We start from the raw sequence: 23,727 nt of genomic DNA on the forward strand, positions 1-23,727 counted from the left end.
GTAAAACAGGCAAACGAGGTTTATATGTCCGTACTCGATCTAAACGCGCTTAATGCATTGCCGAAAGTGGAACGTATCCTGGCGCTGGCGGAGACCAATGCGAAGCTGGAGAAGCTCAGCGCCGAAGAACGCGTAGCGTGGGCGCTGGAAAATCTGCCTGGCGAGTATGCTTTATCTTCCAGCTTTGGCATTCAGGCGGCGGTGAGTCTGCACCTGGTGAATCAGCTGCGCCCGGATATTCCGGTGATCCTCACGGATACCGGCTATCTGTTTCCGGAAACCTATCAGTTTATCGATGAGTTAACCGACAAGCTCAAGCTGAACCTGAAGGTCTATCGGGCGCAGGAGAGCGCCGCCTGGCAGGAGGCGCGTTACGGTAAGCTGTGGGAGCAGGGCGTTGAGGGCATTGAGAAATACAATGAGATCAACAAAGTCGAGCCGATGAACCGGGCGCTGAAAGAGCTCAATACCCAGACCTGGTTCGCTGGTCTGCGCCGCGAGCAGTCCGGTAGCCGGGCGACCTTACCGGTGCTGGCTATCCAGCGCGGGGTGTTCAAGGTGCTGCCGATTATCGACTGGGATAACCGGACGGTGTATCAGTACCTGCAAAAGCACGGGCTGAAATACCACCCGCTGTGGGATCAGGGCTATCTGTCTGTAGGCGATACCCACACCACGCGCAAATGGGAGCCAGGCATGGCAGAAGAAGAGACCCGGTTCTTCGGGCTTAAACGCGAGTGCGGATTGCACGAGGGTTAAGCTGTTAGCGCTTTCTTTGGGTGATAATTCAAGAAGAACACGCGGGTGATACCGCGCGTTCTTTTGTGCGTATCAGCTTTTCTTCTCCACCTTCGCCAGCTCTTTCACCAGCGGCAGCATCACTTTCACTACCTCGCGGCTGCGGCGTTCTATGCGTCCCGGCAGCGCGTGGTCGAGATACTGCTGATTATCAATCTGCACGCTATGCCAGCTGGTGCCGTCCGGGAAGGCGCGGGATTTCTGGCGCTGCTGATAGCCATCCTTTTTGCCGAGTGACCAGTTGGTTGCCTCGACCGACAGCACCGGGATCCCCGCGCTGTCGAAGACGCTGGCGTCGTTACAGCAGGCGGTGCCTTTTGGGTATGCTGGGTTCAGTCCTGGATTGGTCGCCGCGACAATCCCCTTGCTGCGGGCGATAGCCAGCGCACGGTCGCGGGTTAGCTTACGCACCGAGGCCGGCGTGCGGCGGCCACTGTTGAAGTAAAGCTTATCGCCCACCACCAGATTATCGAGGTTGATCACCAGCAGGGTATTTTTCTTTTCCGCCTCACTCATGCGCTGCAGCAGATTTTGCGCCCCGAGACGACCTTCCTCTTCACCGCTGGTGGCGATAAAGCGAATGCCATAGCGGGTGGGGATATTCTTTAAATGATCCGCCAGCTCCAGCATCACGCCGAGCCCCATCGCGTTGTCGTCGATGCCCTGCAGCGTCAGGCCGCCAAGGTTGTTCTCCACGTCTTTATCGCTCTGCGGCGCGTAGGTATCGAGGTGCGCCATAATAATGATTTGCTGGCGGGACTGGCCTTCATGGGCGGCGATCACCGTACTGCCGGTGGCGTTATGCCAGTTCTTACGCTGATTGTTATCGGTATAGATGTAGCGGGTATTGAAGCTGCGCACGTCGCTCTGATAACCCATCTGGGCGAACTGCTGGCGGAGGTACTCGGCTGACAACATCTCGGCTGGTGTTCCGGTCATTCGTCCCGGGAAGACGGTGGCGATATGACGAGCCTGGCTACTGGCGGCGTCACCCAGCGCGCTGAATGCGGGGGCGGCGGCGAAAACAAAACCGGTGCCGAGCGCCAGAGGAAGCAGACGGCGGCACAACGCGGAAAACATAAGGGGTCCTTACACGAACAAGACAATTTGACGCGTATAGTATGAAACTGTGACCGCGGTTAAACAATTTCAATTGCTCTTAAATAGCGGAAAAATAGCGCGTTAAGCACTTTTTGATATTTGTATTTCCACAGCGTTATTCCTTTGCGTCACAACTCATTCCATTTCGTAATTTCATTTGCTCTCAGGCGCACCCTATAGTCGCAGTATCGCTGATTGTAAGAGAGTTGTTGCGCCGTGGATTACTTGCCCCTTTTTGCCGAACTGAAACAAAGGCCCGTGCTGGTGATCGGCGGCGATGAGATTGCTGAACGCAAGATTAAATTCCTGCTGCGCGCTCAGGCGCAGGTGCAGGTGGTCGCCGGGACGCTCTCTCCGGCGCTGGCCGATCTGGCGGCGCGCCAGGCGCTTAGCTGGCGGGCGACGGAATTTAGCGAGTCGCTGGTGGATGATGTCTTTCTGGTGATTGCGGCCACGGAGGATGAGGCGCTTAACCAGCGGGTGTTTGCGGCGGCTAACGCGCGCTACCGGTTGGTCAACGTGGTGGATAACCAGGCGCTGTGCTCGTTTGTCTTCCCTTCTATCGTCGACCGTTCGCCGCTGCTGGTGGCGATCTCCTCCAGCGGCAAAGCGCCAGTGCTGTCGCGCATTCTGCGCGAGAAAATTGAAGCGCTGCTGCCGACGAACCTCGGGCGGCTGGCGGAATCGGCGAGCTACTGGCGTAACCATCTGAAAACTCGTCTGACGACCACCGAAGCGCGTCGCCGCTTCTGGGAACGCGTCTTTACCGGCCGCTTTGCCAGCCTGATGGTGGCGGGCAATCATGCGGAGGCGGAAAAGGCGCTGCAGGATGAGCTGGATAAGCCCGAACGCGAGACGGGAGAAATTATTCTGGTGGGCGCCGGGCCGGGCGATGCCGGGCTGCTGACCCTTCGTGGTCTGCAGGCGATCCAGCAGGCGGACGTGGTTTTCCACGACCACCTGGTGACCCCGCCGGTTCTCGAGCTGGTGCGCCGTGATGCCGAGCTGATCTGTGTCGGCAAACGCGCCGGCGAGCACTCGGTGCCGCAGCATGAAACCAATCAGCTGCTGGTGGCGGCGGCGAAGGCAGGGAAAACCGTCGTGCGTCTGAAGGGCGGGGATCCGTTTATTTTTGGCCGCGGCGCAGAAGAGCTGCAGGCTGCCGCCGAAGCGGGGATCCCGTTCCAGGTGGTGCCTGGCGTCACTGCTGCTGCCGGGGCGACGGCCTACGCCGGTATTCCGCTGACCCATCGCGACTATGCGCAAAGCGCCGTCTTTGTCACCGGCCACTACAAGCCGGACAGCGCCCCCTTCGACTGGTCGCTGCTGGCGAAGAGCCAACAAACGCTGGCGATCTACATGGGCACCATGAAGGCGGCGGAAATCAGCGCGCAGTTGATCGCCCACGGTCGCGACAGCGCTACGCCGGTCGCGGTGATTTCCCGCGGTACCCGCGACGATCAGCAGACGATAACCGGCACATTGCAACAACTCGAACACCTGGCGAAAGACGCCCCGATGCCCGCCCTGCTGGTGGTCGGCGAAGTGGTGCAGCTGCATCAGCAGCTCGCCTGGTTTCAACATACATCATCCGCCGAAGGGTTTAACGCTTCGGTGGTCAATCTGGCTTAAGGAACGGTTATGGACCAAAAACGACTCACTCACCTGCGGCAACTGGAGGCGGAAAGCATCCATATTATTCGTGAGGTGGCCGCCGAATTTTCTAACCCGGTGATGATGTACTCCATCGGGAAAGATTCCAGCGTAATGCTGCATCTGGCGCGCAAAGCGTTTTATCCGGGAACCCTGCCGTTCCCGCTGCTGCACGTCGATACCGGCTGGAAATTCCGTGAGATGTATGAGTTCCGCGACCGTACCGCCAAAGCCTACGGCTGTGAGCTGCTGGTGCATAAAAACCCGGAAGGGGTGGCGATGGGCATCAACCCGTTTGTCCACGGCAGCGCTAAGCATACCGATATCATGAAAACGGAAGGCCTGAAGCAGGCGCTGAACAAATACGGCTTTGACGCCGCGTTCGGCGGCGCGCGTCGCGACGAAGAGAAATCCCGCGCGAAAGAGCGCATCTACTCCTTCCGCGACCGCTTCCACCGCTGGGACCCGAAAAATCAGCGTCCGGAGCTGTGGCACAACTACAACGGCCAGATTAACAAAGGCGAAAGCATCCGCGTCTTCCCGCTCTCCAACTGGACTGAGCTGGATATCTGGCAGTACATCTATCTGGAAAATATTGAAATCGTGCCGCTGTATCTGGCCGCTGAGCGCCCGGTGCTGGAGCGCGACGGTATGCTGATGATGATCGATGACGACCGTATCGATCTGCAGCCGGGCGAAGTGATTGAAAAACGGATGGTGCGTTTCCGTACCCTTGGCTGCTGGCCGCTGACCGGCGCAGTGGAGTCTGAAGCGCAGACGCTGCCGGAAATTATTGAAGAGATGCTGGTATCGACCACCAGCGAACGTCAGGGCCGCGTGATTGACCGCGACCAGGCCGGCTCGATGGAGCTGAAGAAACGTCAGGGGTATTTCTAAGGAGCCGCCATGAACACCACAATTGCCCAACAAATTGCTAATGAAGGCGGCGTAGAAGCTTACCTGCACGCGCAACAGCACAAGAGCCTGCTGCGTTTTCTGACCTGCGGCAGCGTCGATGATGGCAAAAGCACCTTAATTGGCCGTCTGCTGCACGATACGCGCCAGATCTATGAAGACCAGCTGTCGTCTCTGCACAACGACAGCAAGCGTCACGGTACCCAGGGCGAAAAACTGGACCTGGCGCTGCTGGTGGACGGCCTGCAGGCTGAGCGTGAGCAGGGCATCACCATCGATGTCGCTTACCGTTACTTCTCGACCGAAAAACGCAAATTTATCATCGCCGACACCCCGGGGCACGAGCAGTACACGCGCAATATGGCCACCGGCGCGTCAACCTGCGACCTGGCGATCCTGCTGATCGATGCGCGCAAAGGCGTGCTCGACCAGACCCGCCGTCACAGCTTTATCTCTACGCTGCTGGGCATTAAGCACCTGGTGGTAGCGGTCAACAAAATGGATCTCGTCGAGTTTAGCGAAGCGCGCTTCAACGAGATCCGGGAAGATTATCTGACTTTCGCCGAGCAGCTGCCGGGCAACCTCGATATCCGCTTTGTACCGCTGTCGGCGCTGGAAGGCGATAACGTCGCCAGCCAGAGCGCGAATATACCGTGGTACAGCGGCCCGACCCTGCTGGAAGTCCTCGAAACCGTGGAGATCCAGCGGGTGGTCGAGAGCCAGCCGCTGCGCTTCCCGGTGCAGTATGTTAACCGTCCGAACCTCGATTTCCGCGGCTTCTCCGGCACGGTCGCCTCCGGTACGGTTACCGTTGGCCAGCGTCTGAAGGTGCTGCCGTCGGGCGTCGAATCGAGCGTGGCGCGTATCGTCACCTTCGACGGCGACCTGCAGGAAGCTGCCGCCGGCGAAGCCATTACCCTTGTGCTGAAAGATGAAATCGACATCAGCCGCGGCGACCTGCTGGTTGACGCGCAAGCCTCGCTGCCGGCGGTGCAAAGCGCCAGCATCGACGTGGTGTGGATGGCCGAGCAGCCGCTGACCCCGGGCCAGAGCTACGACATCAAAATCGCCGGGAAGAAGACCCGCGCTCGCGTCGACGCTATCCGCTACCAGGTCGATATTAACAACCTGACCCAGCGTGAAGTCGAGTCTCTCCCGCTGAACGGCATTGGGCTGGTGGAGCTGACCTTTGACGAACCTTTAGTGCTGGATCCGTATCAGCAAAACCCGGTGACCGGCGGGCTTATCTTTATCGATCGCCTGACCAACGTCACCGTGGGCGCCGGGATGGTCAACGAGCCGCACCTGCAGGCGTCGACCTCGGCATCGCAGTACAGCGCCTTCGAGCTGGAGCTGAACCAGCTGATCCGTAAACACTTCCCACACTGGGACGCCCGCGACCTGCTGGGAGGCCAATAATGGCCCAGCATGACGAAAACGTCGTCTGGCATGCCCATCCTGTGACCCAGCAGCAGCGGGAGCAGCATCACGGCCATCGCGGCGTGGTGCTGTGGTTTACCGGCCTTTCGGGGTCGGGTAAATCCACTGTCGCCGGGGCGCTGGAAGAGGCGCTGCATGAGCGCGGCGTCAGCACCTATCTGCTGGACGGCGACAACGTGCGCCATGGTCTGTGCAGCGATCTGGGATTCAGTGATGAGGATCGCAAAGAGAACATTCGCCGCGTCGGCGAAGTGGCCAGGCTGATGGTCGATGCCGGGCTGGTGGTATTGACGGCATTTATATCACCACACCGCGCGGAACGGCAGATGGTGCGCGAGCGCCTGGGGGAGGGACGCTTTATCGAAGTGTTCGTCGATACCCCGCTGGCCATCTGCGAGGCGCGGGATCCGAAAGGATTATACAAGAAGGCGCGGGCAGGGGAATTACGCAATTTCACCGGCATAGACTCGGTCTATGAGGCACCGGAAAAGGCGGAAATTCATCTGGATGGTGAACAATTGGTAACAAATTTGGTGCACCAACTATTAGACCTGCTGCAACAGAGCGATATTATCAGATCCTGAAACGGCAGCGGCATCGAGGGGTGCCGGTTGCCCGGTCTACAGGATTCGATATGCGCAATACCCAGAACCTCAGTATTATTCGTTCAGAACCGCCTCCGGCGATCGGCGACGAGACCACCTGGTCTCTGTCGGGCGCTGCCGTGGGCTTTATTTCATGGCTGCTGGCGCTGGGTATTCCCTTCCTTCTCTATGGCAGTAATACGCTCTTCTTCCTCCTTTACACCTGGCCGTTCTTCCTTGCGTTGATGCCGGTGGCGGTAGTGGTCGGTATTGCGCTGCACTCTCTGCTCAATGGCAAACTGCTCTATAGCGCCAGCGCGACTATCCTGACCGTCGGGCTGATGTTTGCGCTACTCTTCCTCTGGCTGTTGGGATAACCCGTTTCCGGGATGAATCAAGCATGGGTATCGGCAGCAAAAATATGGTACAGTCCCCGCGTTACGCGGCATCGTCCGCGCGCCCCGGTAGCGTACCCGGGCGAGTTTTGGGATGATGATGCCGTTTTTCAGGGGGCAGGATGGGTAAACTAACGCTGCTATTATTAGCTTTGCTGGTCTGGCTACAGTATTCACTGTGGTTCGGTAAAAACGGCCTGCACGACTACACGCGGGTTAACGACGACGTCACCGCCCAGCAGGCGACTAACGCCAAATTAAAAGCACGCAACGATCAGCTATTTGCCGAAATTGACGACCTCAACGGCGGGCAGGAAGCGATCGAGGAGCGTGCGCGCAATGAACTCAGTATGACCCGCCCGGGCGAAACCTTCTATCGTCTGGTACCGGATGCGTCTAAACGCAACCAGGCATCGGGGCAACAGCAGAACAATCGATAACCAGGCCCAGGATTACGACATGGCAGCCACTTTTCCGGGCGTTTGCGCCGTGGTGCCGGCAGCCGGTTTTGGCCGCCGCATGCAAACGGAATGCCCGAAACAATATCTCTCAATCGGTAACAAAACGATTCTCGAACATGCCGTCGCCGCACTGCTGGCGAATGCGTGCGTCCAGCGCGTGGTGATTGCCGTCAGCCCCGGCGATCGGCGCTTCAGCCAGCTACCGCTGGCGCAGCACCCGCAAATTACCGTCGTGGATGGCGGCGCCGAGCGCGCCGATTCCGTGCTCGCGGGCCTGAAGGCGTTGCCGGAGGCGCAGTGGGTGCTGGTGCATGACGCCGCGCGCCCCTGCCTGCATCAGGACGACCTCAGCCGTCTGCTGGCGCTCAGCGAAACCAGCCGTGTCGGCGGGATCCTCGCGGCGCCGGTGCGCGACACCATGAAGCGCGCCGAGCCGGGCAAAACCGCTATCGCCCATACCGTCGATCGTAATGACCTGTGGCATGCGCTCACCCCGCAATTTTTCCCTCGCGAGCTGCTGGTGGATTGCCTCACCCGGGCGCTGAACGAGGGGGCGACCATCACTGATGAAGCCTCGGCGCTGGAGTACTGCGGCTTCCATCCGCAACTGGTCGCCGGTCGCGCGGATAATATTAAAGTGACGCGCCCGGAAGACCTGGCGCTGGCTGAATTTTACCTCACCCGTTCCCGACACCAGGAGAAAGCTTAATGCGAATTGGACATGGTTTTGACGTACACGCTTTTGGCGGTGAAGGCCCAATCATTATTGGCGGGGTACGCATTCCTTATGAAAAAGGGCTGCTGGCCCACTCCGACGGCGACGTCGCGCTGCATGCGCTGACCGACGCGCTGCTGGGCGCCGCGGCGCTCGGCGATATCGGCAAACTGTTCCCCGATACCGATCCGGCGTTTAAAGGCGCCGATAGCCGCGAACTGCTGCGCGAAGCGTGGCGTCGTATTCAGGCCAAAGGCTATACGCTCGGCAACGTCGACGTCACCATTATCGCCCAGGCGCCGAAGATGCTGCCGCATATTCCGCAGATGCGCGTCTTTATCGCTGAAGATCTCGGCTGCCATATGGACGACGTCAACGTGAAAGCGACCACCACCGAGAAGCTGGGCTTCACCGGCCGCGGGGAAGGGATCGCCTGCGAAGCGGTCGCGCTGCTGCGTAAGGCCGAAAAATGATCGCCTTTGACCAACTGACCTGGCTGCACGGCAAGCCGCAGAGCAGCGGGCTGCTGAAAGCCAATCCGGAAGATTTTCTGGTAGTGGAGGATCTGGGCTTTGCGCCGGACGGCGAAGGCGAACATGTGCTGGTGCGGATCCTGAAAAACGGCTGCAATACGCGCTTTGTCGCCGACGCGCTGGCGAAATTCCTCAAGATCCACGCCCGTGAAGTGAGCTTCGCCGGGCAAAAGGATAAGCACGCCGTCACCGAGCAGTGGCTGTGCGCGCGGGTGCCCGGCAAAGAGATGCCGGACCTGAGCAAATTTCAGCTCGAGGGCTGCCAGGTACTGGAATATGCCCGCCATAAGCGTAAGCTGCGTTTAGGCGCGCTGAAAGGCAACCAGTTTACCGTGATCCTGCGCGAGATTAGCCATCGCCAGGACGTGGAGACGCGTCTGCAGGCCATCGCTGAACGGGGCGTACCGAACTATTTCGGCGCGCAGCGCTTTGGCATTGGCGGCAGTAATCTGCAGGGCGCGTTGCGCTGGGCGGAAAGCGACGCGCCGGTGCGCGATCGCAATAAGCGCAGTTTTTGGTTGTCGGCGGCCCGCAGTGCGTTGTTTAATCAGCAAGTCAGTATTAGATTAAAAAAAACGGAATTTAATCAGGTTGTTGATGGCGATGCGCTACAATTAGCGGGGCGTGGGAGCTGGTTTGTCGTCACACCGGAAGAACTCGAGGTTTCGCAGGCGCGGGTGCACAACCGCGAACTGATGATCACGGCTGCGCTGCCGGGCAGCGGCGACTGGGGAAGCCAGCGCGACGCTCTGGCCGCCGAGCAGGCCGCCATCGCCGAAGAAACGTCGCTGCAGGCGCTGTTGGTGCGGGAGAAAGTTGAGGCGGCGCGCCGGGCGATGCTCCTCTATCCGCAGCAGCTTAGCTGGAACTGGTGGGATGACGTAACCGTTGAACTGCGTTTCTGGCTGCCGGCGGGCAGCTTCGCCACCAGCGTGGTCAGGGAGCTTATCAATACAACGGGTGACTATGCGAATATTGCTGAGTAACGATGACGGGATCCATGCGCCGGGGATACAGACCCTGGCAAAGGCCTTAAGGGAGTTTGCCGAGGTCCAGGTTGTTGCACCCGATCGTAACCGCAGCGGAGCCTCGAATTCGCTGACGCTGGAATCATCCCTGCGTACGTTTACCTTTGAAAATGGCGACATCGCCGTCCAGATGGGCACCCCGACCGACTGCGTCTATCTCGGCGTGAACGCGCTGATGCGCCCGCGTCCGGACATCGTCGTTTCCGGCATTAACGCGGGTCCCAACCTGGGCGATGACGTCATCTATTCCGGCACCGTGGCCGCAGCGATGGAAGGCCGCCATCTGGGGTTCCCCGCGCTGGCCGTGTCGCTGAACGGCTATCAGCATTACGATACCGCCGCGGCGGTAACCTGCACCATTCTGCGCGCCTTAAGCCGCGAGCCGCTGCGTACCGGACGGATCCTTAACATCAACGTGCCGGATCTCCCGCTTGATCAAATCAAGGGCATTCGCGTGACCCGCTGCGGCAACCGCCATCCGGCCGACCAGGTGATCCCGCAAAAAGATCCGCGCGGCAACACCCTGTACTGGATTGGCCCGCCGGGCGATAAGCGCGATGCCGGGCCGGGCACCGATTTTGCGGCAGTGGATGAAGGCTATGTTTCCGTGACGCCATTGCACGTCGATTTAACCGCCCATCAGGCGCATGAGGTAGTCAGCGATTGGCTGGAACGTGTCGGGGTTGACGGGCAATGGTAAGTAAACGTGTTGAAAGTTTGTTGAATCAACTGCGCACGCAGGGCATCGTCGATGAGCGTGTCCTCGAGGCGATCGCGCGGGTCCCGCGCGAAAAATTTGTTGATGAAGCCTTTGAACATAAAGCGTGGGAAAACACCGCGCTGCCGATTGGCCAGGGGCAGACCATCTCCCAGCCTTACATGGTGGCGCGGATGACCGAGCTGCTGACGCTGACGCCGGAGTCGCGCGTGCTGGAGATCGGCACTGGTTCCGGCTACCAGACGGCCATCCTGGCGCACCTGGTGCATCACGTTTGCTCGGTGGAGCGGATTAAGAGTTTACAGTGGCAGGCGCGTCGTCGCCTGAAACAACTTGATTTACATAATGTTTCAACCCGTCATGGCGATGGGTGGCAAGGTTGGCAGGCACGGGCGCCGTTTGATGCCATTATTGTGACGGCGGCCCCGCCGGAGATTCCAACCGCGCTGCTGGCGCAGCTGGATGACGAAGGCGTGCTGGTGCTGCCGGTTGGCGAAGAGCATCAGTTTCTCAAACGGATCCGTCGCCGGGGCAACGAATTTATCATTGATACCGTCGAGGCCGTTCGCTTTGTTCCCCTGGTGAAGGGGGAGCTGGCCTGAGACCCGGATTATTCCAGGTTTTTTTTGCCTGACTTTAGGCGTAGGGTGGACGCATTTTTCAGTGTCCTGGCCGGGCGCCGCCCGGTAAGCAAGATATTGGCAGTTAACATATTCCTGGGGGATAAATGAGCGCGGGAAGCACCAAATTTACCGTCAGCCGTATTGCGGCTCTTTCACTGGTTTCACTCTGGCTGGCCGGGTGTACCAACACCAATAATCCGCCAGCGCCGGTTAGCTCTGCCGGCGGTGCCGCCTCTTCCAGCACCAACTCCGGCATGCTGATTACGCCGCCATCCTCCGGCGTCAAGTCTGCTCCTCAGGCGCAGCCGATCCAGCCGGTACAGACCCAGACCATTCAGCCGCAGCCGACGCCGATGGCGCAGGAGCCGGTGCAGACGGTGAACGGTAAGATCGTTTACAACCGCAAATATGGCGATATTCCGAAAGGTAGCTACACCGGCGGCAGTACCTATACGGTCAAACGCGGCGACACGCTGTTCTATATCGCGTGGGTCACCGGCAACGATTTCCGCGACCTGGCGCAACGCAACAATGTCCCGGCCCCGTACGCGCTGAACGTGGGTCAGGTGCTGCAGGTCGGCAACGCCTCAGGCCAGCCGATCACTGGTGAAAACGCCGTTTCTCAGGCCAGCGCAAGGGCGAGCGGCGGTGCGACAGCCACCACAACTTCTGCACAAAAATCGACCGCGGTGGTTGCTTCACAACCGACTATTACGTATTCTGAATCTTCAGGTGAACAGAGTGCTACCAAGATGTTGCCTAATAATAAACCAGCGACCACGACCACAACGGTTGTCGCGCCGGTGACGGCACCAACAACGGTGAGCACAACCCAGCCGACTGCAAGCAGTACGTCAACCAGTTCGCCGATCTCATCATGGCGCTGGCCGACTGATGGCAAGGTTATCGAGAACTTTAGCGGCGCGGAAGGCGGCAATAAAGGTATCGACATTGCAGGCAGTAAGGGACAGGCTATTGTCGCGACCGCCGATGGGCGTGTCGTCTATGCCGGTAACGCACTGCGCGGCTACGGTAATCTTATTATCATCAAACACAACGATGATTACCTGAGTGCCTACGCTCATAACGATACCATGCTGGTTCGGGAGCAACAGGAAGTCAAAGCGGGGCAGAAAATCGCTACCATGGGTAGCACCGGAACCAGCTCAACAAGATTACATTTTGAAATTCGTTACAAGGGGAAATCCGTCAACCCGCTGCAGTACTTACCGCAGCGATAATTTGGCAAAGTACGGATAAGCGAAGCATCAGCTAACAGGCGCCAGGGCGGTGTCTACGTCCCTCTCACAGAGAGGGCAGGGGAAATCGTCCAGGCGTCGTTTGTTGATGTGCCGTGGAAGGTGCTTTGCTCAGGGATCACGGGTAGGAGCCACCTTTATGAGTCAGAATACGCTGAAAGTTCATGATTTAAATGAAGACGCGGAATTTGATGAGAACGGAATTGAGGTTTTCGACGAGAAGGCCTTAGTAGAAGAGGAACCCAGTGATAGCGATCTGGCTGAGGAAGAGCTGCTGTCGCAAGGCGCAACACAACGCGTACTTGACGCCACTCAGCTTTATCTTGGAGAGATTGGTTATTCCCCACTGCTGACCGCGGAAGAGGAAGTCTATTTCGCGCGTCGCGCACTGCGTGGTGATGTCGCTTCACGCCGTCGCATGATTGAAAGCAACCTGCGTCTGGTGGTGAAGATTGCCCGTCGTTACAGCAATCGTGGTCTGGCGCTGCTGGATCTGATTGAAGAAGGTAACCTCGGACTGATCCGCGCCGTTGAAAAGTTTGACCCGGAACGTGGGTTCCGTTTTTCGACTTATGCGACCTGGTGGATCCGCCAGACTATTGAACGGGCGATCATGAACCAAACCCGTACGATCCGTTTGCCGATCCACATTGTTAAAGAGCTGAACGTCTATCTGCGTACCGCGCGCGAGTTGTCCCATAAGCTGGACCACGAGCCGAGTGCGGAAGAGATTGCCGAACAGCTGGACAAACCGGTCGATGACGTCAGCCGTATGCTGCGTCTGAACGAGCGCATCACCTCCGTGGATACTCCGCTGGGTGGCGATTCAGAAAAAGCGCTGCTGGATATTCTGGCCGATGAGAAAGAGAACGGCCCGGAAGACACCACGCAGGACGATGATATGAAGCAAAGCATCGTCAAATGGCTGTTCGAACTGAACGCCAAGCAGCGTGAAGTTCTGGCGCGTCGTTTCGGTCTGCTGGGTTATGAAGCAGCCACGCTGGAAGATGTGGGCCGTGAAATTGGCCTCACCCGCGAGCGTGTGCGGCAGATCCAGGTGGAAGGTCTGCGTCGCCTGCGGGAAATTCTGCAGGGACAGGGGCTGAATATCGAAGCGCTCTTCCGCGAATAAGATCTTTTCTCTCAAAAAGGCCCCCTCGACAGTCGGGGCCTTTTTCTTTGCGCTAGCCGAGGCGGGTTTCCTGCAGATGACGCCAGATCATTTTTCCTTCCGCTTGCTGAAAAATCGCCGTCGACCAGCGTACGTTCTCACTGCCATCCGCCAGCGTTTGGCTTTCACGGTATCGCACTGCGGCGCCGTCGTGCCACTCGCTAATGATTTTCGCCTGATCCACCACGATGTGTAATCCCGGACGGGTTGCCCCCGCATGGTGGAAAAAACGGCTCACCGCCGGGTAGTCCATCTTCTCGCCGCCCGGAGGGATCATGATGAATTCGGCTGCAAAACGTGTCATCAGCGCCTCAGCGCTTCCTTCCCCCTGGCTTAACCAGCGTTCGATAAGGACATGGGCGTCGAGGACTTCCTGCAGATAAGGGTTCATGACTTCTCCAGAGTGGTGTGCAGGCGATGGATAATCGCCCGATTGTTCAGCCGCAGGCAAAACAGCAGCGGCAACAGGGTGATGGCAGCGGCGCTAATAAACACCCCCTGCCAGGCGTAGACCGGCGGGAACACCCTCAGCAGCAGGGCGAGCAGCGCGCTGCCGGCAAAGAAGCTGAGCTGGCGGTTCAGATTCCACAGCGCGCTGGCGTCAGGCATCTCTTCGGCAGGCGTATGCAGGAAGGCGCTGCTTTGCGCAGTACTGCTGCATAAGCTGCCTCCGCCGCCCATCAGCGTAAAGGCCAGAATCAACAGCGCCAGCGGGCTGTGCGTATCGATCTTCAGCAGCAGCAGGATCCCTGCCGCCTGAAGCAGGCAGCCGATGACGACCAGCGGTCGTGGTCCGAAACGGTTGAAATACCTGCCGGTAAAAGTGATGGCGGCGAACGAGGCCAGCGACCAGGGCACCATCAGGGCACCGATGGCCCCCGGCGCCATCCCGGTGACGCGTTGCAGGTAGAACATCCCGACCACGTTGACGCCAATAAACATCCCCGGTACGCAGAGGTAGATCAGCATCGCGAAGCGCAGCAGGGGATCGGCCAGCAACGACAGCGGAAGAAAGCGAGTTGGGCGAACCGGGCCGGGGCTGTCGTTCAGCCATCGCACCGCCAGCACAAAGGTTAGCAGAGCCACAGGCAGGCTGGCGAAAAAGACCCAGCGCCAGCTGAAGGCCTCGACTAACAGGCCGCCGATCAACGGCGAGCAGGCTGGCGCCAGCAGACCGACCAGCATCACCGCCGCCGAGAGTTTCGCCCGCTCATGGGGCTGAAACAGCGGCCACGTCAATGCCTGGCCAAGGGGGATTAACAGCCCGCCACCCATCCCCTGCAGCGTCCGCCAGAAAATCAGCTCGCCGAGACTGCTGGCAAGCCCTGCCGCCAGCGCGCCGAGGCTGAACAGCCCCAGCGAGAGTAAAAACAGCCGTTTCGCCCCCCAGCGCTGACTAAGCCAGGCACTGAACGGTACGACGACCGTCAGACCGAGAATATAAGCATTGCTGACCCACGCCAGCTGAGAGACGGAAACCGCCAGCGCGCGGCTGATGGCCGGGAAGGCGATGCTGGCGATAAACATATTGATTAAATCGAGAAAAAAGCCGAACAGAAAAACGGTGGCAACGCGGTGGCGATAGGTCATGGTTCACTCCCTCAGACAGGCGGTTACTGTAAACCCGGTGCCATGGGGGATAAACGGGGCTAGTCGGGATATACTGTCTGAATATTTTTGACAATCATCCGGACGACGATGCTTAATCTTCAGCGTGTGACCATGTTTATCGCCGTGGTGGATGCCGGCAGCTTCACCCTGGCCGCTGCGGCGCTGGGGCAGACCAAGGCGGTGGTCAGCTTTAACGTGCGGCAACTGGAAAATGAGCTGGGGGTGACCCTGCTGCTGCGCTCTACGCGTCGTCTGCGGCTCACTGACGCCGGGGCGCTGTTCTATCAGCGCGGGGTGGCGCTGCTGAAAGCGGCGGAAAATCTGCAGGATGAGGTGCGGGCCAGCCATACCGGCTTAAGTGGCGAGCTGCGGATCACCACCACGCCGGAGTATGGCGCGCAGGTTATCATTCCGGCGCTGGCCGCGTTTGCCCGTCGTCACCCGGCGCTGCGGGTGCGCCACGTTTCGTCCTCCCATCATGCGGACCTCATTTCAGAACGATTTGATGTGGCGATACGCCTCGGTACGCTGGCCGATTCCCGCTATCGGGCGACGCGGATAGCCAGTTTCGCGATCCTGCCCGTCGCCTCTCCGGCCTGGCTGGCAAGCCATCCGGTGCAGACGCTGTCCGATCTGGCGCAAGCTGACTGGATTATTCATGAGCGTCTGTCGGCGCCGCTGCGCTGGCAGCTGCGCACGGATCAACAGACAGAGGTGGATTTCGCCATCGCCAGCGCGCCGCGCTTTTCAGCCGACAGCGCTACGGCGCTGATGAGCTTTGCCCTGGCCGGGTGCGGCATCGCCTTGCTGCCGGCATGGCTGGTAGCCGAAAAAGTGGCGCAGCGGGAGCTGGTGCCGCTCCTGTCGGAATACCATTTCCCACAGCAGGGCGTGTATGCCCTTTATCCCGATGCGCAGCATATGCCGACCCGGGTGCGGGCGTTTATTGACTTCCTGCGCGAGAAGGTCGGTTAAGCGCCCGTTCAGGGCGCCATCATTTTGCGCACCAGCCGGGTGAACTGTTCACGTTCGCCATCGCTCAGGCGGCCGAGAAACTCGTCATCGATCTCATTGCCCTGCGGAATCGAACGGTTAAGCAACGCCTCGCCTTGTTCGGTCAGATAGACAAAACGGCGGCGTTTATCGGCGGGGTCGTGTTCCCGGCGCACCAGGCCGCGCGCCTCCATCCGGCTGAGCATCTCCGCCAGCGTGGCTTTGGTACTGACCGCCGCTTCAATCAGCACGACCTGCTCGATACCAGGCTGCTCCGCTACCGAGCGCATCACCGCATACTGAGGTTTAGTCAGATCGGGTAACGCCTGCTGCCAGCGGGCGGTATGTTGTTGAAAAAGCTGGCGCAGCAGGTGAAATGCTTCGTTTCGTAACTCCATGAATACTCCGTAACAAAACTGTCACCTCTATGATAGCCGTTCGTACGCCATTTTATACCCTTTCTGCGTTTTTGATTAAAAATGCGCACGTATACGAACGATCTTGTCATCCCCGTCCGGAGAGGGTAATTTAAATATAAAGTTCGTGTACGAACAAAGTGAATGAGGTCTGGAATGAAACTGATTATTGGGATGACGGGGGCCACCGGGGCTCCGCTTGGGGTGGCATTGCTGCAGGCGCTACGTGATATGCCGGAGGTGGAAACCCACCTGGTGATGTCGAAATGGGCCAAAACCACCATCGAGCTGGAAACGCCCTGGACAGCGCGCGAAGTGGCCGCGCTGGCGGACTTTTCCCACAGCCCGGCAGACCAGGCCGCCACCATCTCTTCCGGTTCATTTCGTACCGACGGCATGATCGTTATTCCCTGCAGTATGAAAACGCTGGCAGGCATTCGCGCGGGCTATGCCGAAGGGCTGGTGGGCCGCGCGGCGGACGTGGTGCTCAAAGAGGGGCGCAAGCTGGTGCTGGTCCCGCGGGAAATGCCGCTCAGCACGATCCATCTGGAGAACATGCTGGCGCTGTCGCGCATGGGCGTGGCGATGGTGCCGCCGATGCCGGCTTACTACAACCACCCGGAGACGGTTGACGACATCACCAATCATATTGTGACTCGGGTGCTGGATCAGTTTGGCCTCGACTATCACAAAGCGCGCCGCTGGAACGGCTTACGCACGGCAGAACAATTTGCACAGGAGATCGAATAATGGCTTTTGATGATTTGCGCAGCTTTTTGCAGGCGCTGGATGACCAGGGACAACTGCTGAAAATCAGTGAAGAGGTGAACGCTGAGCCCGATCTGGCGGCGGCCGCCAATGCGACCGGACGCATCGGCGACGGCGCCCCGGCGCTGTGGTTCGATAATATTCGCGGCTTTACCGACGCCCGCGTGACGATGAACACCATCGGCTCGTGGCAGAACCATGCCATCTCGCTGGGCCTGCCGCCCAACACGCCGGTGAAAAAGCAGATTGATGAATTCATTCGCCGCTGGGATAACTTCCCGGTGACGCCAGAGCGCCGCGCCAACCCGGCGTGGGCGGAAAACACCGTGGATGGCGACGATATCAACCTGTTCGATATTCTGCCACTGTTCCGCCTCAACGATGGTGACGGCGGTTTCTACCTCGATAAAGCCTGTGTCGTTTCGCGCGATCCGCTTGATCCTGACAATTTCGGTAAGCAAAACGTCGGTATCTACCGCATGGAAGTGAAAGGCAAGCGCAAACTCGGTCTGCAGCCGGTGCCGATGCACGATATCGCGCTGCATCTGCACAAAGCGGAAGAGCGTGGGGAAGATCTGCCGATTGCTATCACCCTCGGTAACGACCCGATTATTACCCTGATGGGCGCCACGCCGCTGAAATACGATCAGTCAGAATATGAAATGGCTGGCGCGCTGCGCGAGAGCCCGTATCCCATCGCCACCGCGCCGCTGACCGGCTTTGATGTGCCCTGGGGCTCGGAAGTGATCCTCGAAGGGGTCATTGAAGGGCGTAAGCGTGAGATCGAGGGGCCGTTCGGTGAGTTTACCGGTCACTACTCCGGCGGTCGTAACATGACGGTAGTGCGTATCGACAAAGTCTCGTATCGCAGCAAACCGATTTTTGAATCGCTCTATCTCGGTATGCCGTGGACCGAAATTGACTATCTGATGGGGCCGGCGACCTGCGTGCCGCTGTATCAGCAGTTGAAGGCAGAGTTCCCGGAAGTGCAGGCGGTCAACGCCATGTACACCCATGGTCTGCTGGCGATCATCTCCACCAAAAAACGCTACGGCGGTTTTGCCCGCGCGGTGGGCCTGCGGGCGATGACCACTCCGCACGGCCTCGGCTATGTGAAGATGGTGATCATGGTTGATGAAGACGTCGACCCGTTCAACCTGCCACAGGTGATGTGGGCGCTCTCCTCGAAGGTTAACCCGGCGGGAGACCTGGTGCAGTTGCCGAACATGTCGGTCCTTGAACTTGACCCAGGCTCCAGCCCGGCAGGCATCACCGACAAACTGATTATCGACGCCACCACCCCGGTTGCGCCGGACCTTCGCGGCCACTACAGCCAGCCGGTGCAGGATCTGCCGGAAACCAAAGCCTGGGCTGAAAAACTGACCGCTATGCTGGCCAACCGTAAATAAGGAGAAAAAGATGATTTGTCCACGTTGCGCCGATGAAAAGATTGAAGTCATGGCGACCTCGCCGGTGAAAGGGGTCTGGACCGTGTATCAGTGCCAGCACTGTCTTTACACCTGGCGAGATACCGAGCCGCTGCGTCGCACCAGTCGCGAACACTATCCGGAAGCGTTCCGCATGACGCAGAAAGATATTGATGAGGCACCGCAGGTGCCACACGTACCGCCGCTATTGCCGGAAGATAAGCGTTAATAAAAGGGGCCCGCTAAGTCGGGCCTTTTTATATTTAGTACAATTATGGAAGCTATTTTTTCATTAAATTAAAAGATTACGTGAGGGGTTAATATACTGGGATGACTTTGCGAGCCTGCTTCCAGATTATTATAAAATCCGTCTGATTAATTCCTTGCAGATAAATTTCACGCCATGACGAGTATAGAATAGCGGCGGGTGCTTGAGGCTGTCTGGCCTTGAGCATTACCAGGACCCCAGACAGACGAAAGCCCCAGGAGATATTTCTATCAACTGAGGCTAGCGAATGAACATAGACAATTCAGATGTTAGTCTCTTCTTTGCAGGGAGGCAAGATATGCTGACAAAATATGCCCTTGTGGCAATCATCGTACTCTGTATTACGGTACTGGGATTTACGCTGTTGGTGCACAGCTCACTATGCGAGCTGAGTATTAAAGAGCGTAATATTGAGTTTAAAGCTGTTCTCGCTTACGAATCGAAGAAGTAGCATCCGCGCGGGGGCAACCCCGCGTATGGGTTGTCAGGACGCATCCTCTAGCACCCATTTTTAGTTTGTTAAAACGGCAGCGCTGAGCGGCGCTGCCGTTTTTCACCTTAATGGGTGGCTAAACCAGGCTTTTCAGACGGTAGATCCACTCCAGCGCCTGACGCGGGGTCAGGGAGTCGGGATCAAGATTCTCCAGTGCCTCAACCGCAGGCGAGGTCTCTTCCGGGGCGGCGAGCAGCGACATCTGCGTGCCGTCGACCTGGGTCGCCGCCGCGTTGGGCGAGATGCTCTCCAGCTCGCGCAGTTTCTGCCGCGCGCGCTTGATCACCTCTTTCGGCACCCCGGCCAGCGCGGCGACCGCCAGGCCATAGCTCTTGCTGGCCGCGCCGTCCTGCACGCTGTGCATAAAGGCGATGGTATCGCCGTGCTCCAGCGCGTCGAGGTGGACGTTGGCGACGCCTTCCATTTTCTCCGGCAGCTGAGTGAGCTCGAAGTAGTGTGTGGCGAACAGCGTCAGCGCCTTGATTTTGTTGGCCAGACTTTCCGCACAGGCCCACGCCAGCGATAGCCCGTCGTAGGTGGACGTGCCGCGGCCAATCTCATCCATCAGCACCAGGCTATGCTCGGTGGCGTTGTGCAGGATATTGGCGGTTTCAGTCATCTCCACCATAAAGGTCGAGCGGCCGCTGGCCAGGTCATCCGCCGCGCCGACGCGGGTAAAGATGCGATCGATGGGCCCGATCTCCACCTTCTGCGCCGGGACGTAACTGCCGATATAGGCCAGCAGCGCAATCAGCGCGGTCTGGCGCATATAGGTACTTTTACCGCCCATGTTCGGCCCGGTGATGATCAGCATCCGCCGCTGCGGCGCCAGCTGCAGCGGGTTGGCGATAAACGGCTCTTTCAGCACCTGCTCGACCACCGGATGGCGGCCTTCGCTGATGCGAATGCCCGGCTTATCGCTAAAGGTCGGACAGCAGTAGTTCAGGGTTTCCGCCCGTTCCGCCAGGTTGACCAGCACGTCCAGCTCGGCCAGCGCGCTGGCGCTGGTTTGCAGGTCGGCGAGATGCGGCAGCAGCAGGTCGAACAGTTCGTCATAAAGCTGTTTTTCCAGTGCCAGCGCTTTGCCCTTGGAGGTCAGCACCTTATCTTCGTATTCCTTCAGCTCAGGAATAATGTAGCGTTCGGCGTTCTTCAGCGTCTGGCGGCGCACGTAGTGGATCGGCGCGAGGTGGCTCTGGCCGCGGCTAATCTGGATGTAGTAGCCGTGGACGGCGTTGTAGCCGACTTTCAGGGTATCGAGGCCCAGCCGCTCGCGCTCGCGGATCTCCAGCTTATCGAGATAATCGGTGGCGCCATCGGCCAGCGCCCGCCACTCGTCCAGCTCTTCGCTATAGCCCGGAGCGATGACTCCGCCGTCGCGGACCAGCACCGGCGGCGCGTCAATCACCGCGCGCTCCAGCAGTTCGCGCAGTTCGGTGAACTCGCCCATTTTCTCGCGCAATTTTTGCACCGGCTGACGGTCAACGTCGGCCAGCAGCTCACGCAGCAGCGGCAACTGCTGCAGGGCATGACGCATGCGGGCTAAATCGCGTGGACGGGCGGTACGCAGCGCCAGACGCGCCAGAATACGTTCCAGATCGCCGACCTGGCGCAGCACCGGCTGCAGCTCGGTATAGCGCTCCTGCAGCGCGCCGATGGTCTGCTGGCGCTCCACCAGCACGGCGGTATCGCGGACCGGCATATGCAGCCAGCGCTTGAGCATCCGGCTGCCCATCGGCGTCACCGTACAGTCGAGTACCGAGGCCAGGGTGTTGTCGGTGCCGCCGGCCAGATTCTGGGTGATCTCGAGGTTACGGCGGGTGGCGGCATCCATAATGATGCTGTCCTGCTGGCGTTCCATGGTGATGGAACGGATGTGCGGCAGCGAGGTGCGCTGAGTGTCTTTGACATACTGCAGCAGGCAGCCGGCGGCGCACAGGCCGCGTGGGGCGTTTTCCACGCCGAAGCCGACCAGATCGCGGGTGCCGAACTGCAGGTTAAGCTGCTGGCGCGCGGTGTCGATTTCAAATTCCCACAGCGGGCGACGGCGCAGACCGCGGCGGCCCTCGATCAGCGACGATTCGGCAAAATCTTCCGCATACAGCAGTTCCGCCGGATTAGTACGCTGCAGCTCTGCCGCCATGGTTTCGCGGTCGGCCGGTTCACTCAGGCGAAAGCGCCCGGAGCTGATATCCAGCGTCGCGTAACCAAAGCCCTTGCTGTCCTGCCAGATGGCGGCCAGCAGGTTGTCCTGGCGCTCCTGCAGCAGCGCTTCATCGCTGATGGTGCCCGGCGTAACGATACGCACCACTTTACGCTCGACCGGTCCCTTGGTGGTGGCCGGATCGCCAATCTGCTCGCAAATGGCCACCGACTCGCCCTGATTGACCAGTTTGGCGAGGTAGTTCTCCACAGCGTGGTGGGGGATGCCGGCCATCGGGATGGGTTCGCCCGCGGAGGCGCCGCGCTTGGTCAGCGAGATATCGAGCAGCTGCGACGCGCGTTTCGCATCGTCATAAAATAGCTCGTAAAAATCCCCCATCCGGTAAAACAGTAGAATGTCAGGATGTTGCGCCTTCAGCTTGAGATACTGCTGCATCATCGGCGTGTGGGCGTCGAGATTGTCAATTGTGCTCATGGGGTGTTATCCAGATCCCTGATTTGAAATGGCTGCGATTTTGTAGTTGTCGTCGTTATCACATGGATGAGACATGATAACGGAGATGGGCAGGTGAGGGAAACCGACGAAAGCGCGCGGCGCGATCCGGATTCCAGTTGCAGAGGGGGCGGGGTACCGTCACAGTGATTGAACCGCCGCCACGCGATCGTCTTCATACATTACGTTCGCCGTCGATGTTGTTCTGCCTTCTGGCCGCAGACCTCGTTACGACAACGGCTTGTGGTTGCTAGTCGTAAAGCCATTTACCTGCTTTTGCTGATTCGGCAAACATTTTGATGGTTAAAGGTTTACGCGTTTTTTCTACATCTTCTCGTTTTACTTTAAACCACCGAGTTAGCATTGGAGTATTCTCCCAAGGGAAATAACACGACCATTTAACACTGGAAAGATCAACATTAAATTTTTGTTCAAATTTATTTAAAGCGTCATGCAGATCGTCGCCGGGAGCATCAAATAAGTCATAATCAAGTTCCAATGGGATTTCTTTCCAATTTTTATCTAAACGGGTTGAGATCTCATCTTTAAACAAGTCTAAAACCTGATCTTGAATGCTTTTCATTAAAAGGATGTCCATTGTATACGGTCTTTGGGGCGAGCTATTAGGTTGTATTTTTCCTGAGTTTTTCTTGAAACTTGATAAATTGAGTTTACAAGTCCTATCCAACCTAACCACGGAACATAACGGGCGATAACAGCAGCAAGACTATTCGTTTTTCTCATTCTTACACCAACGGGTGTAGGAACCCTAATACCAAATGGAGTTTTTGCATTTCTCAGAAGCATCCTTCCATATTTAGAAACAACACTTGTTCCTTTTATTGCCTCTCCTGGCTTTGTTCTGGTTTTTAGCCAAGGTTGCCCGGCGAGGATAGCGGCACCAGATTCAATACCAATGCCAAGTTCGTCACAAAATTGTTCAAGAAAAATGACATCAAAAAGTTCACCAGCCGAAAGATTGGATTGTCCGTGATAGAAATAGGTTCCATTTAGTTCTTCTGTCGTATCCATTTGCTCATCTATTATGCTGTTTGTCTTTCATTCCAGGCATCGGTGAAAATTATATTTCCGTCACAATGTTTCCAGGTGATCTTCTCATATCTAAGTTCGACAGATTCAAGATGGTTGTTGTTCTTGTCTTCTGGGGAAGCCATTGTAGGAGATATTGATACGATTCGGACGCCTTCAAGTAGCATATTGAAGTATTCCACTTCTTGACCAGCATCGCTGATTTTATACCATTTGATTTCAGCAGATTTCAGGTTCTGACCAGTAGCTACTGCTTTGTAGAGGTATGGACTGGAATAGTCGAATTCTTTAACGATGATCATTGGTGAGTGCTGACGAGTGCCGGTAGGCTTGCCAGTGGCATTATCAGTGGGAATGGAGAGATTGTGATGAAACCCTTTAAATTCGATGCTGAACTCCCTGTCTGCAACATCACAACCACCTTTGATTAGTGCCCCACCGTCGTCGTATATCCACATATTACCTGGAATAGCCATGCTTCTTCTTCCCTCTATTATCATTAGTAAGAAAACAGTGTATCGAGTTGATTAAGCGCAGTAAATAATCAATGTGTCGTTTTTGGATTAATACGGGAAATATCTTCTCTATAATGATGGTTTATATTTAAAAATAGCTGTCGTAAATATTTCATTGGGTTATTACGCCATTGGT

At 57.8% G+C, this 23,727-nt stretch carries 27 protein-coding genes; 19 read left to right on the forward strand and 8 right to left on the reverse strand.

Going from position 1 to position 23,727, the window contains the following annotated elements:
• Positions 1-24 precede the first annotated feature (24 nt).
• Entirely contained in the window at positions 25-759 is a 735-nt protein-coding gene (gene cysH, locus SP68_RS04945; RefSeq protein WP_008806238.1) for a phosphoadenosine phosphosulfate reductase, read from the forward strand.
• 72 nt (positions 760-831) lie between these two features.
• Here cysH and SP68_RS04950 read toward each other — a convergent pair whose 3' ends face one another.
• Positions 832-1,878 carry an aminopeptidase gene (locus tag SP68_RS04950; RefSeq protein WP_032736344.1) on the reverse strand — a complete coding sequence of 349 codons (1,047 nt, stop codon included), beginning with the start codon at positions 1,876-1,878 and terminating at the stop codon, positions 832-834.
• A 246-nt stretch (positions 1,879-2,124) separates the two neighbouring features.
• Here SP68_RS04950 and cysG point away from each other — a divergent pair, with 246 nt between their 5' ends.
• The 13 genes from cysG (at position 2,125) to rpoS (ending at position 13,355) form a co-directional block, all read left to right on the forward strand.
• Complete coding sequence (gene cysG / locus SP68_RS04955) at positions 2,125-3,531, forward strand: siroheme synthase CysG (RefSeq protein ID WP_162494494.1); 1,407 nt, start codon at positions 2,125-2,127, stop codon at positions 3,529-3,531.
• 9 nt (positions 3,532-3,540) lie between these two features.
• Positions 3,541-4,449: a sulfate adenylyltransferase subunit CysD gene (cysD, locus tag SP68_RS04960; protein ID WP_002915160.1), complete on the forward strand. Its 909-nt coding sequence runs from the start codon at positions 3,541-3,543 to the stop codon at positions 4,447-4,449.
• Positions 4,450-4,458: 9 nt separating this feature from the next.
• On the forward strand, positions 4,459-5,886 hold the full coding sequence (cysN, locus tag SP68_RS04965; RefSeq protein ID WP_012967340.1) for a sulfate adenylyltransferase subunit CysN: 1,428 nt from the start codon (positions 4,459-4,461) through the stop codon (positions 5,884-5,886).
• Complete coding sequence (gene cysC, locus SP68_RS04970; RefSeq protein ID WP_002915158.1) at positions 5,886-6,491, forward strand: adenylyl-sulfate kinase; 606 nt, start codon at positions 5,886-5,888, stop codon at positions 6,489-6,491. The genes cysN and cysC overlap by 1 nt, the downstream gene beginning before the upstream one ends.
• A gap of 50 nt (positions 6,492-6,541) precedes the next feature.
• Positions 6,542-6,868 carry a DUF3561 family protein gene (locus tag SP68_RS04975; protein ID WP_008806224.1) on the forward strand — a complete coding sequence of 109 codons (327 nt, stop codon included), beginning with the start codon at positions 6,542-6,544 and terminating at the stop codon, positions 6,866-6,868.
• A 140-nt stretch (positions 6,869-7,008) separates the two neighbouring features.
• A complete protein-coding gene (gene ftsB / locus SP68_RS04980; protein ID WP_002915156.1) occupies positions 7,009-7,326 on the forward strand; it encodes a cell division protein FtsB in 318 nt (105 codons plus the stop codon).
• Between the two features lie 19 nt (positions 7,327-7,345).
• Positions 7,346-8,056, forward strand: coding sequence for a 2-C-methyl-D-erythritol 4-phosphate cytidylyltransferase (gene ispD / locus SP68_RS04985; protein WP_008806223.1), 711 nt, complete (start codon positions 7,346-7,348; stop codon positions 8,054-8,056).
• Entirely contained in the window at positions 8,056-8,535 is a 480-nt protein-coding gene (ispF, locus tag SP68_RS04990; RefSeq protein WP_008806222.1) for a 2-C-methyl-D-erythritol 2,4-cyclodiphosphate synthase, read from the forward strand. The genes ispD and ispF overlap by 1 nt, the downstream gene beginning before the upstream one ends.
• Entirely contained in the window at positions 8,532-9,581 is a 1,050-nt protein-coding gene (truD, locus tag SP68_RS04995) for a tRNA pseudouridine(13) synthase TruD (RefSeq protein ID WP_012540736.1), read from the forward strand. Before ispF ends, truD begins: the two co-directional genes overlap by 4 nt.
• Complete coding sequence (surE, locus tag SP68_RS05000; protein WP_012540737.1) at positions 9,562-10,323, forward strand: 5'/3'-nucleotidase SurE; 762 nt, start codon at positions 9,562-9,564, stop codon at positions 10,321-10,323. The genes truD and surE overlap by 20 nt, the downstream gene beginning before the upstream one ends.
• Positions 10,317-10,943, forward strand: coding sequence for a protein-L-isoaspartate(D-aspartate) O-methyltransferase (locus SP68_RS05005; protein WP_008806219.1), 627 nt, complete (start codon positions 10,317-10,319; stop codon positions 10,941-10,943). Before surE ends, SP68_RS05005 begins: the two co-directional genes overlap by 7 nt.
• A 125-nt stretch (positions 10,944-11,068) precedes the next feature.
• Complete coding sequence (gene nlpD, locus SP68_RS05010) at positions 11,069-12,205, forward strand: murein hydrolase activator NlpD (protein ID WP_008806218.1); 1,137 nt, start codon at positions 11,069-11,071, stop codon at positions 12,203-12,205.
• A 157-nt stretch (positions 12,206-12,362) separates the two neighbouring features.
• Complete coding sequence (gene rpoS / locus SP68_RS05015; protein WP_002915106.1) at positions 12,363-13,355, forward strand: RNA polymerase sigma factor RpoS; 993 nt, start codon at positions 12,363-12,365, stop codon at positions 13,353-13,355.
• A 52-nt stretch (positions 13,356-13,407) separates the two neighbouring features.
• Here the strand turns inward: rpoS and SP68_RS05020 are convergent, their stop codons facing one another.
• Together SP68_RS05020 and SP68_RS05025 are read right to left on the reverse strand one after the other, a co-directional pair.
• A complete protein-coding gene (locus SP68_RS05020; protein WP_008806216.1) occupies positions 13,408-13,785 on the reverse strand; it encodes a DUF4440 domain-containing protein in 378 nt (125 codons plus the stop codon).
• Positions 13,782-14,984: an MFS transporter gene (locus SP68_RS05025; protein ID WP_040968833.1), complete on the reverse strand. Its 1,203-nt coding sequence runs from the start codon at positions 14,982-14,984 to the stop codon at positions 13,782-13,784. Before SP68_RS05025 ends, SP68_RS05020 begins: the two co-directional genes overlap by 4 nt.
• A 108-nt stretch (positions 14,985-15,092) precedes the next feature.
• Between SP68_RS05025 and SP68_RS05030 the strand changes: the two genes are divergently transcribed.
• The gene (locus tag SP68_RS05030) at positions 15,093-15,980 is read left to right on the forward strand and encodes a LysR family transcriptional regulator (RefSeq protein WP_016161716.1); all 888 of its coding nucleotides are present in this window, start codon (positions 15,093-15,095) and stop codon (positions 15,978-15,980) included.
• Between the two features lie 8 nt (positions 15,981-15,988).
• Here SP68_RS05030 and SP68_RS05035 read toward each other — a convergent pair whose 3' ends face one another.
• Complete coding sequence (locus tag SP68_RS05035; RefSeq protein WP_008806213.1) at positions 15,989-16,396, reverse strand: MarR family winged helix-turn-helix transcriptional regulator; 408 nt, start codon at positions 16,394-16,396, stop codon at positions 15,989-15,991.
• A gap of 174 nt (positions 16,397-16,570) precedes the next feature.
• Between SP68_RS05035 and SP68_RS05040 the strand changes: the two genes are divergently transcribed.
• From SP68_RS05040 to SP68_RS05055, 4 genes are all read left to right on the forward strand, one after another.
• Positions 16,571-17,164: a non-oxidative hydroxyarylic acid decarboxylases subunit B gene (locus SP68_RS05040; protein ID WP_002915099.1), complete on the forward strand. Its 594-nt coding sequence runs from the start codon at positions 16,571-16,573 to the stop codon at positions 17,162-17,164.
• On the forward strand, positions 17,164-18,591 hold the full coding sequence (locus SP68_RS05045) for a non-oxidative hydroxyarylic acid decarboxylases subunit C (protein WP_004205612.1): 1,428 nt from the start codon (positions 17,164-17,166) through the stop codon (positions 18,589-18,591). The genes SP68_RS05040 and SP68_RS05045 overlap by 1 nt, the downstream gene beginning before the upstream one ends.
• A gap of 10 nt (positions 18,592-18,601) precedes the next feature.
• Positions 18,602-18,838, forward strand: coding sequence for a non-oxidative hydroxyarylic acid decarboxylases subunit D (locus SP68_RS05050; protein ID WP_002915098.1), 237 nt, complete (start codon positions 18,602-18,604; stop codon positions 18,836-18,838).
• 337 nt (positions 18,839-19,175) lie between these two features.
• On the forward strand, positions 19,176-19,328 hold the full coding sequence (locus SP68_RS05055; RefSeq protein WP_002915097.1) for a Hok/Gef family protein: 153 nt from the start codon (positions 19,176-19,178) through the stop codon (positions 19,326-19,328).
• A gap of 118 nt (positions 19,329-19,446) precedes the next feature.
• Here SP68_RS05055 and mutS read toward each other — a convergent pair whose 3' ends face one another.
• The 4 genes from mutS to SP68_RS05070 all read right to left on the reverse strand — a co-directional run bounded on the left by mutS (position 19,447) and on the right by SP68_RS05070 (position 23,552).
• Positions 19,447-22,008, reverse strand: coding sequence for a DNA mismatch repair protein MutS (gene mutS, locus SP68_RS05060; protein ID WP_040968832.1), 2,562 nt, complete (start codon positions 22,006-22,008; stop codon positions 19,447-19,449).
• Positions 22,009-22,276: 268 nt separating this feature from the next.
• A complete protein-coding gene (locus SP68_RS05065; RefSeq protein WP_008806210.1) occupies positions 22,277-22,624 on the reverse strand; it encodes a DUF1493 family protein in 348 nt (115 codons plus the stop codon).
• The gene (locus SP68_RS26040) at positions 22,609-23,058 is read right to left on the reverse strand and encodes an STM2901 family protein (RefSeq protein WP_004188736.1); all 450 of its coding nucleotides are present in this window, start codon (positions 23,056-23,058) and stop codon (positions 22,609-22,611) included. The genes SP68_RS05065 and SP68_RS26040 overlap by 16 nt, the downstream gene beginning before the upstream one ends.
• 11 nt (positions 23,059-23,069) lie before the next feature.
• Positions 23,070-23,552, reverse strand: a complete 483-nt coding sequence (locus SP68_RS05070) for an Hcp family type VI secretion system effector (protein ID WP_002915094.1) — start codon at positions 23,550-23,552, stop codon at positions 23,070-23,072.
• Between the last annotated feature and the right edge of the window lie 175 nt (positions 23,553-23,727).

The sequence above is a fragment of the Klebsiella variicola genome, assembly GCF_000828055.2.
In the GTDB taxonomy this organism is placed as follows: domain Bacteria; phylum Pseudomonadota; class Gammaproteobacteria; order Enterobacterales; family Enterobacteriaceae; genus Klebsiella; species Klebsiella variicola.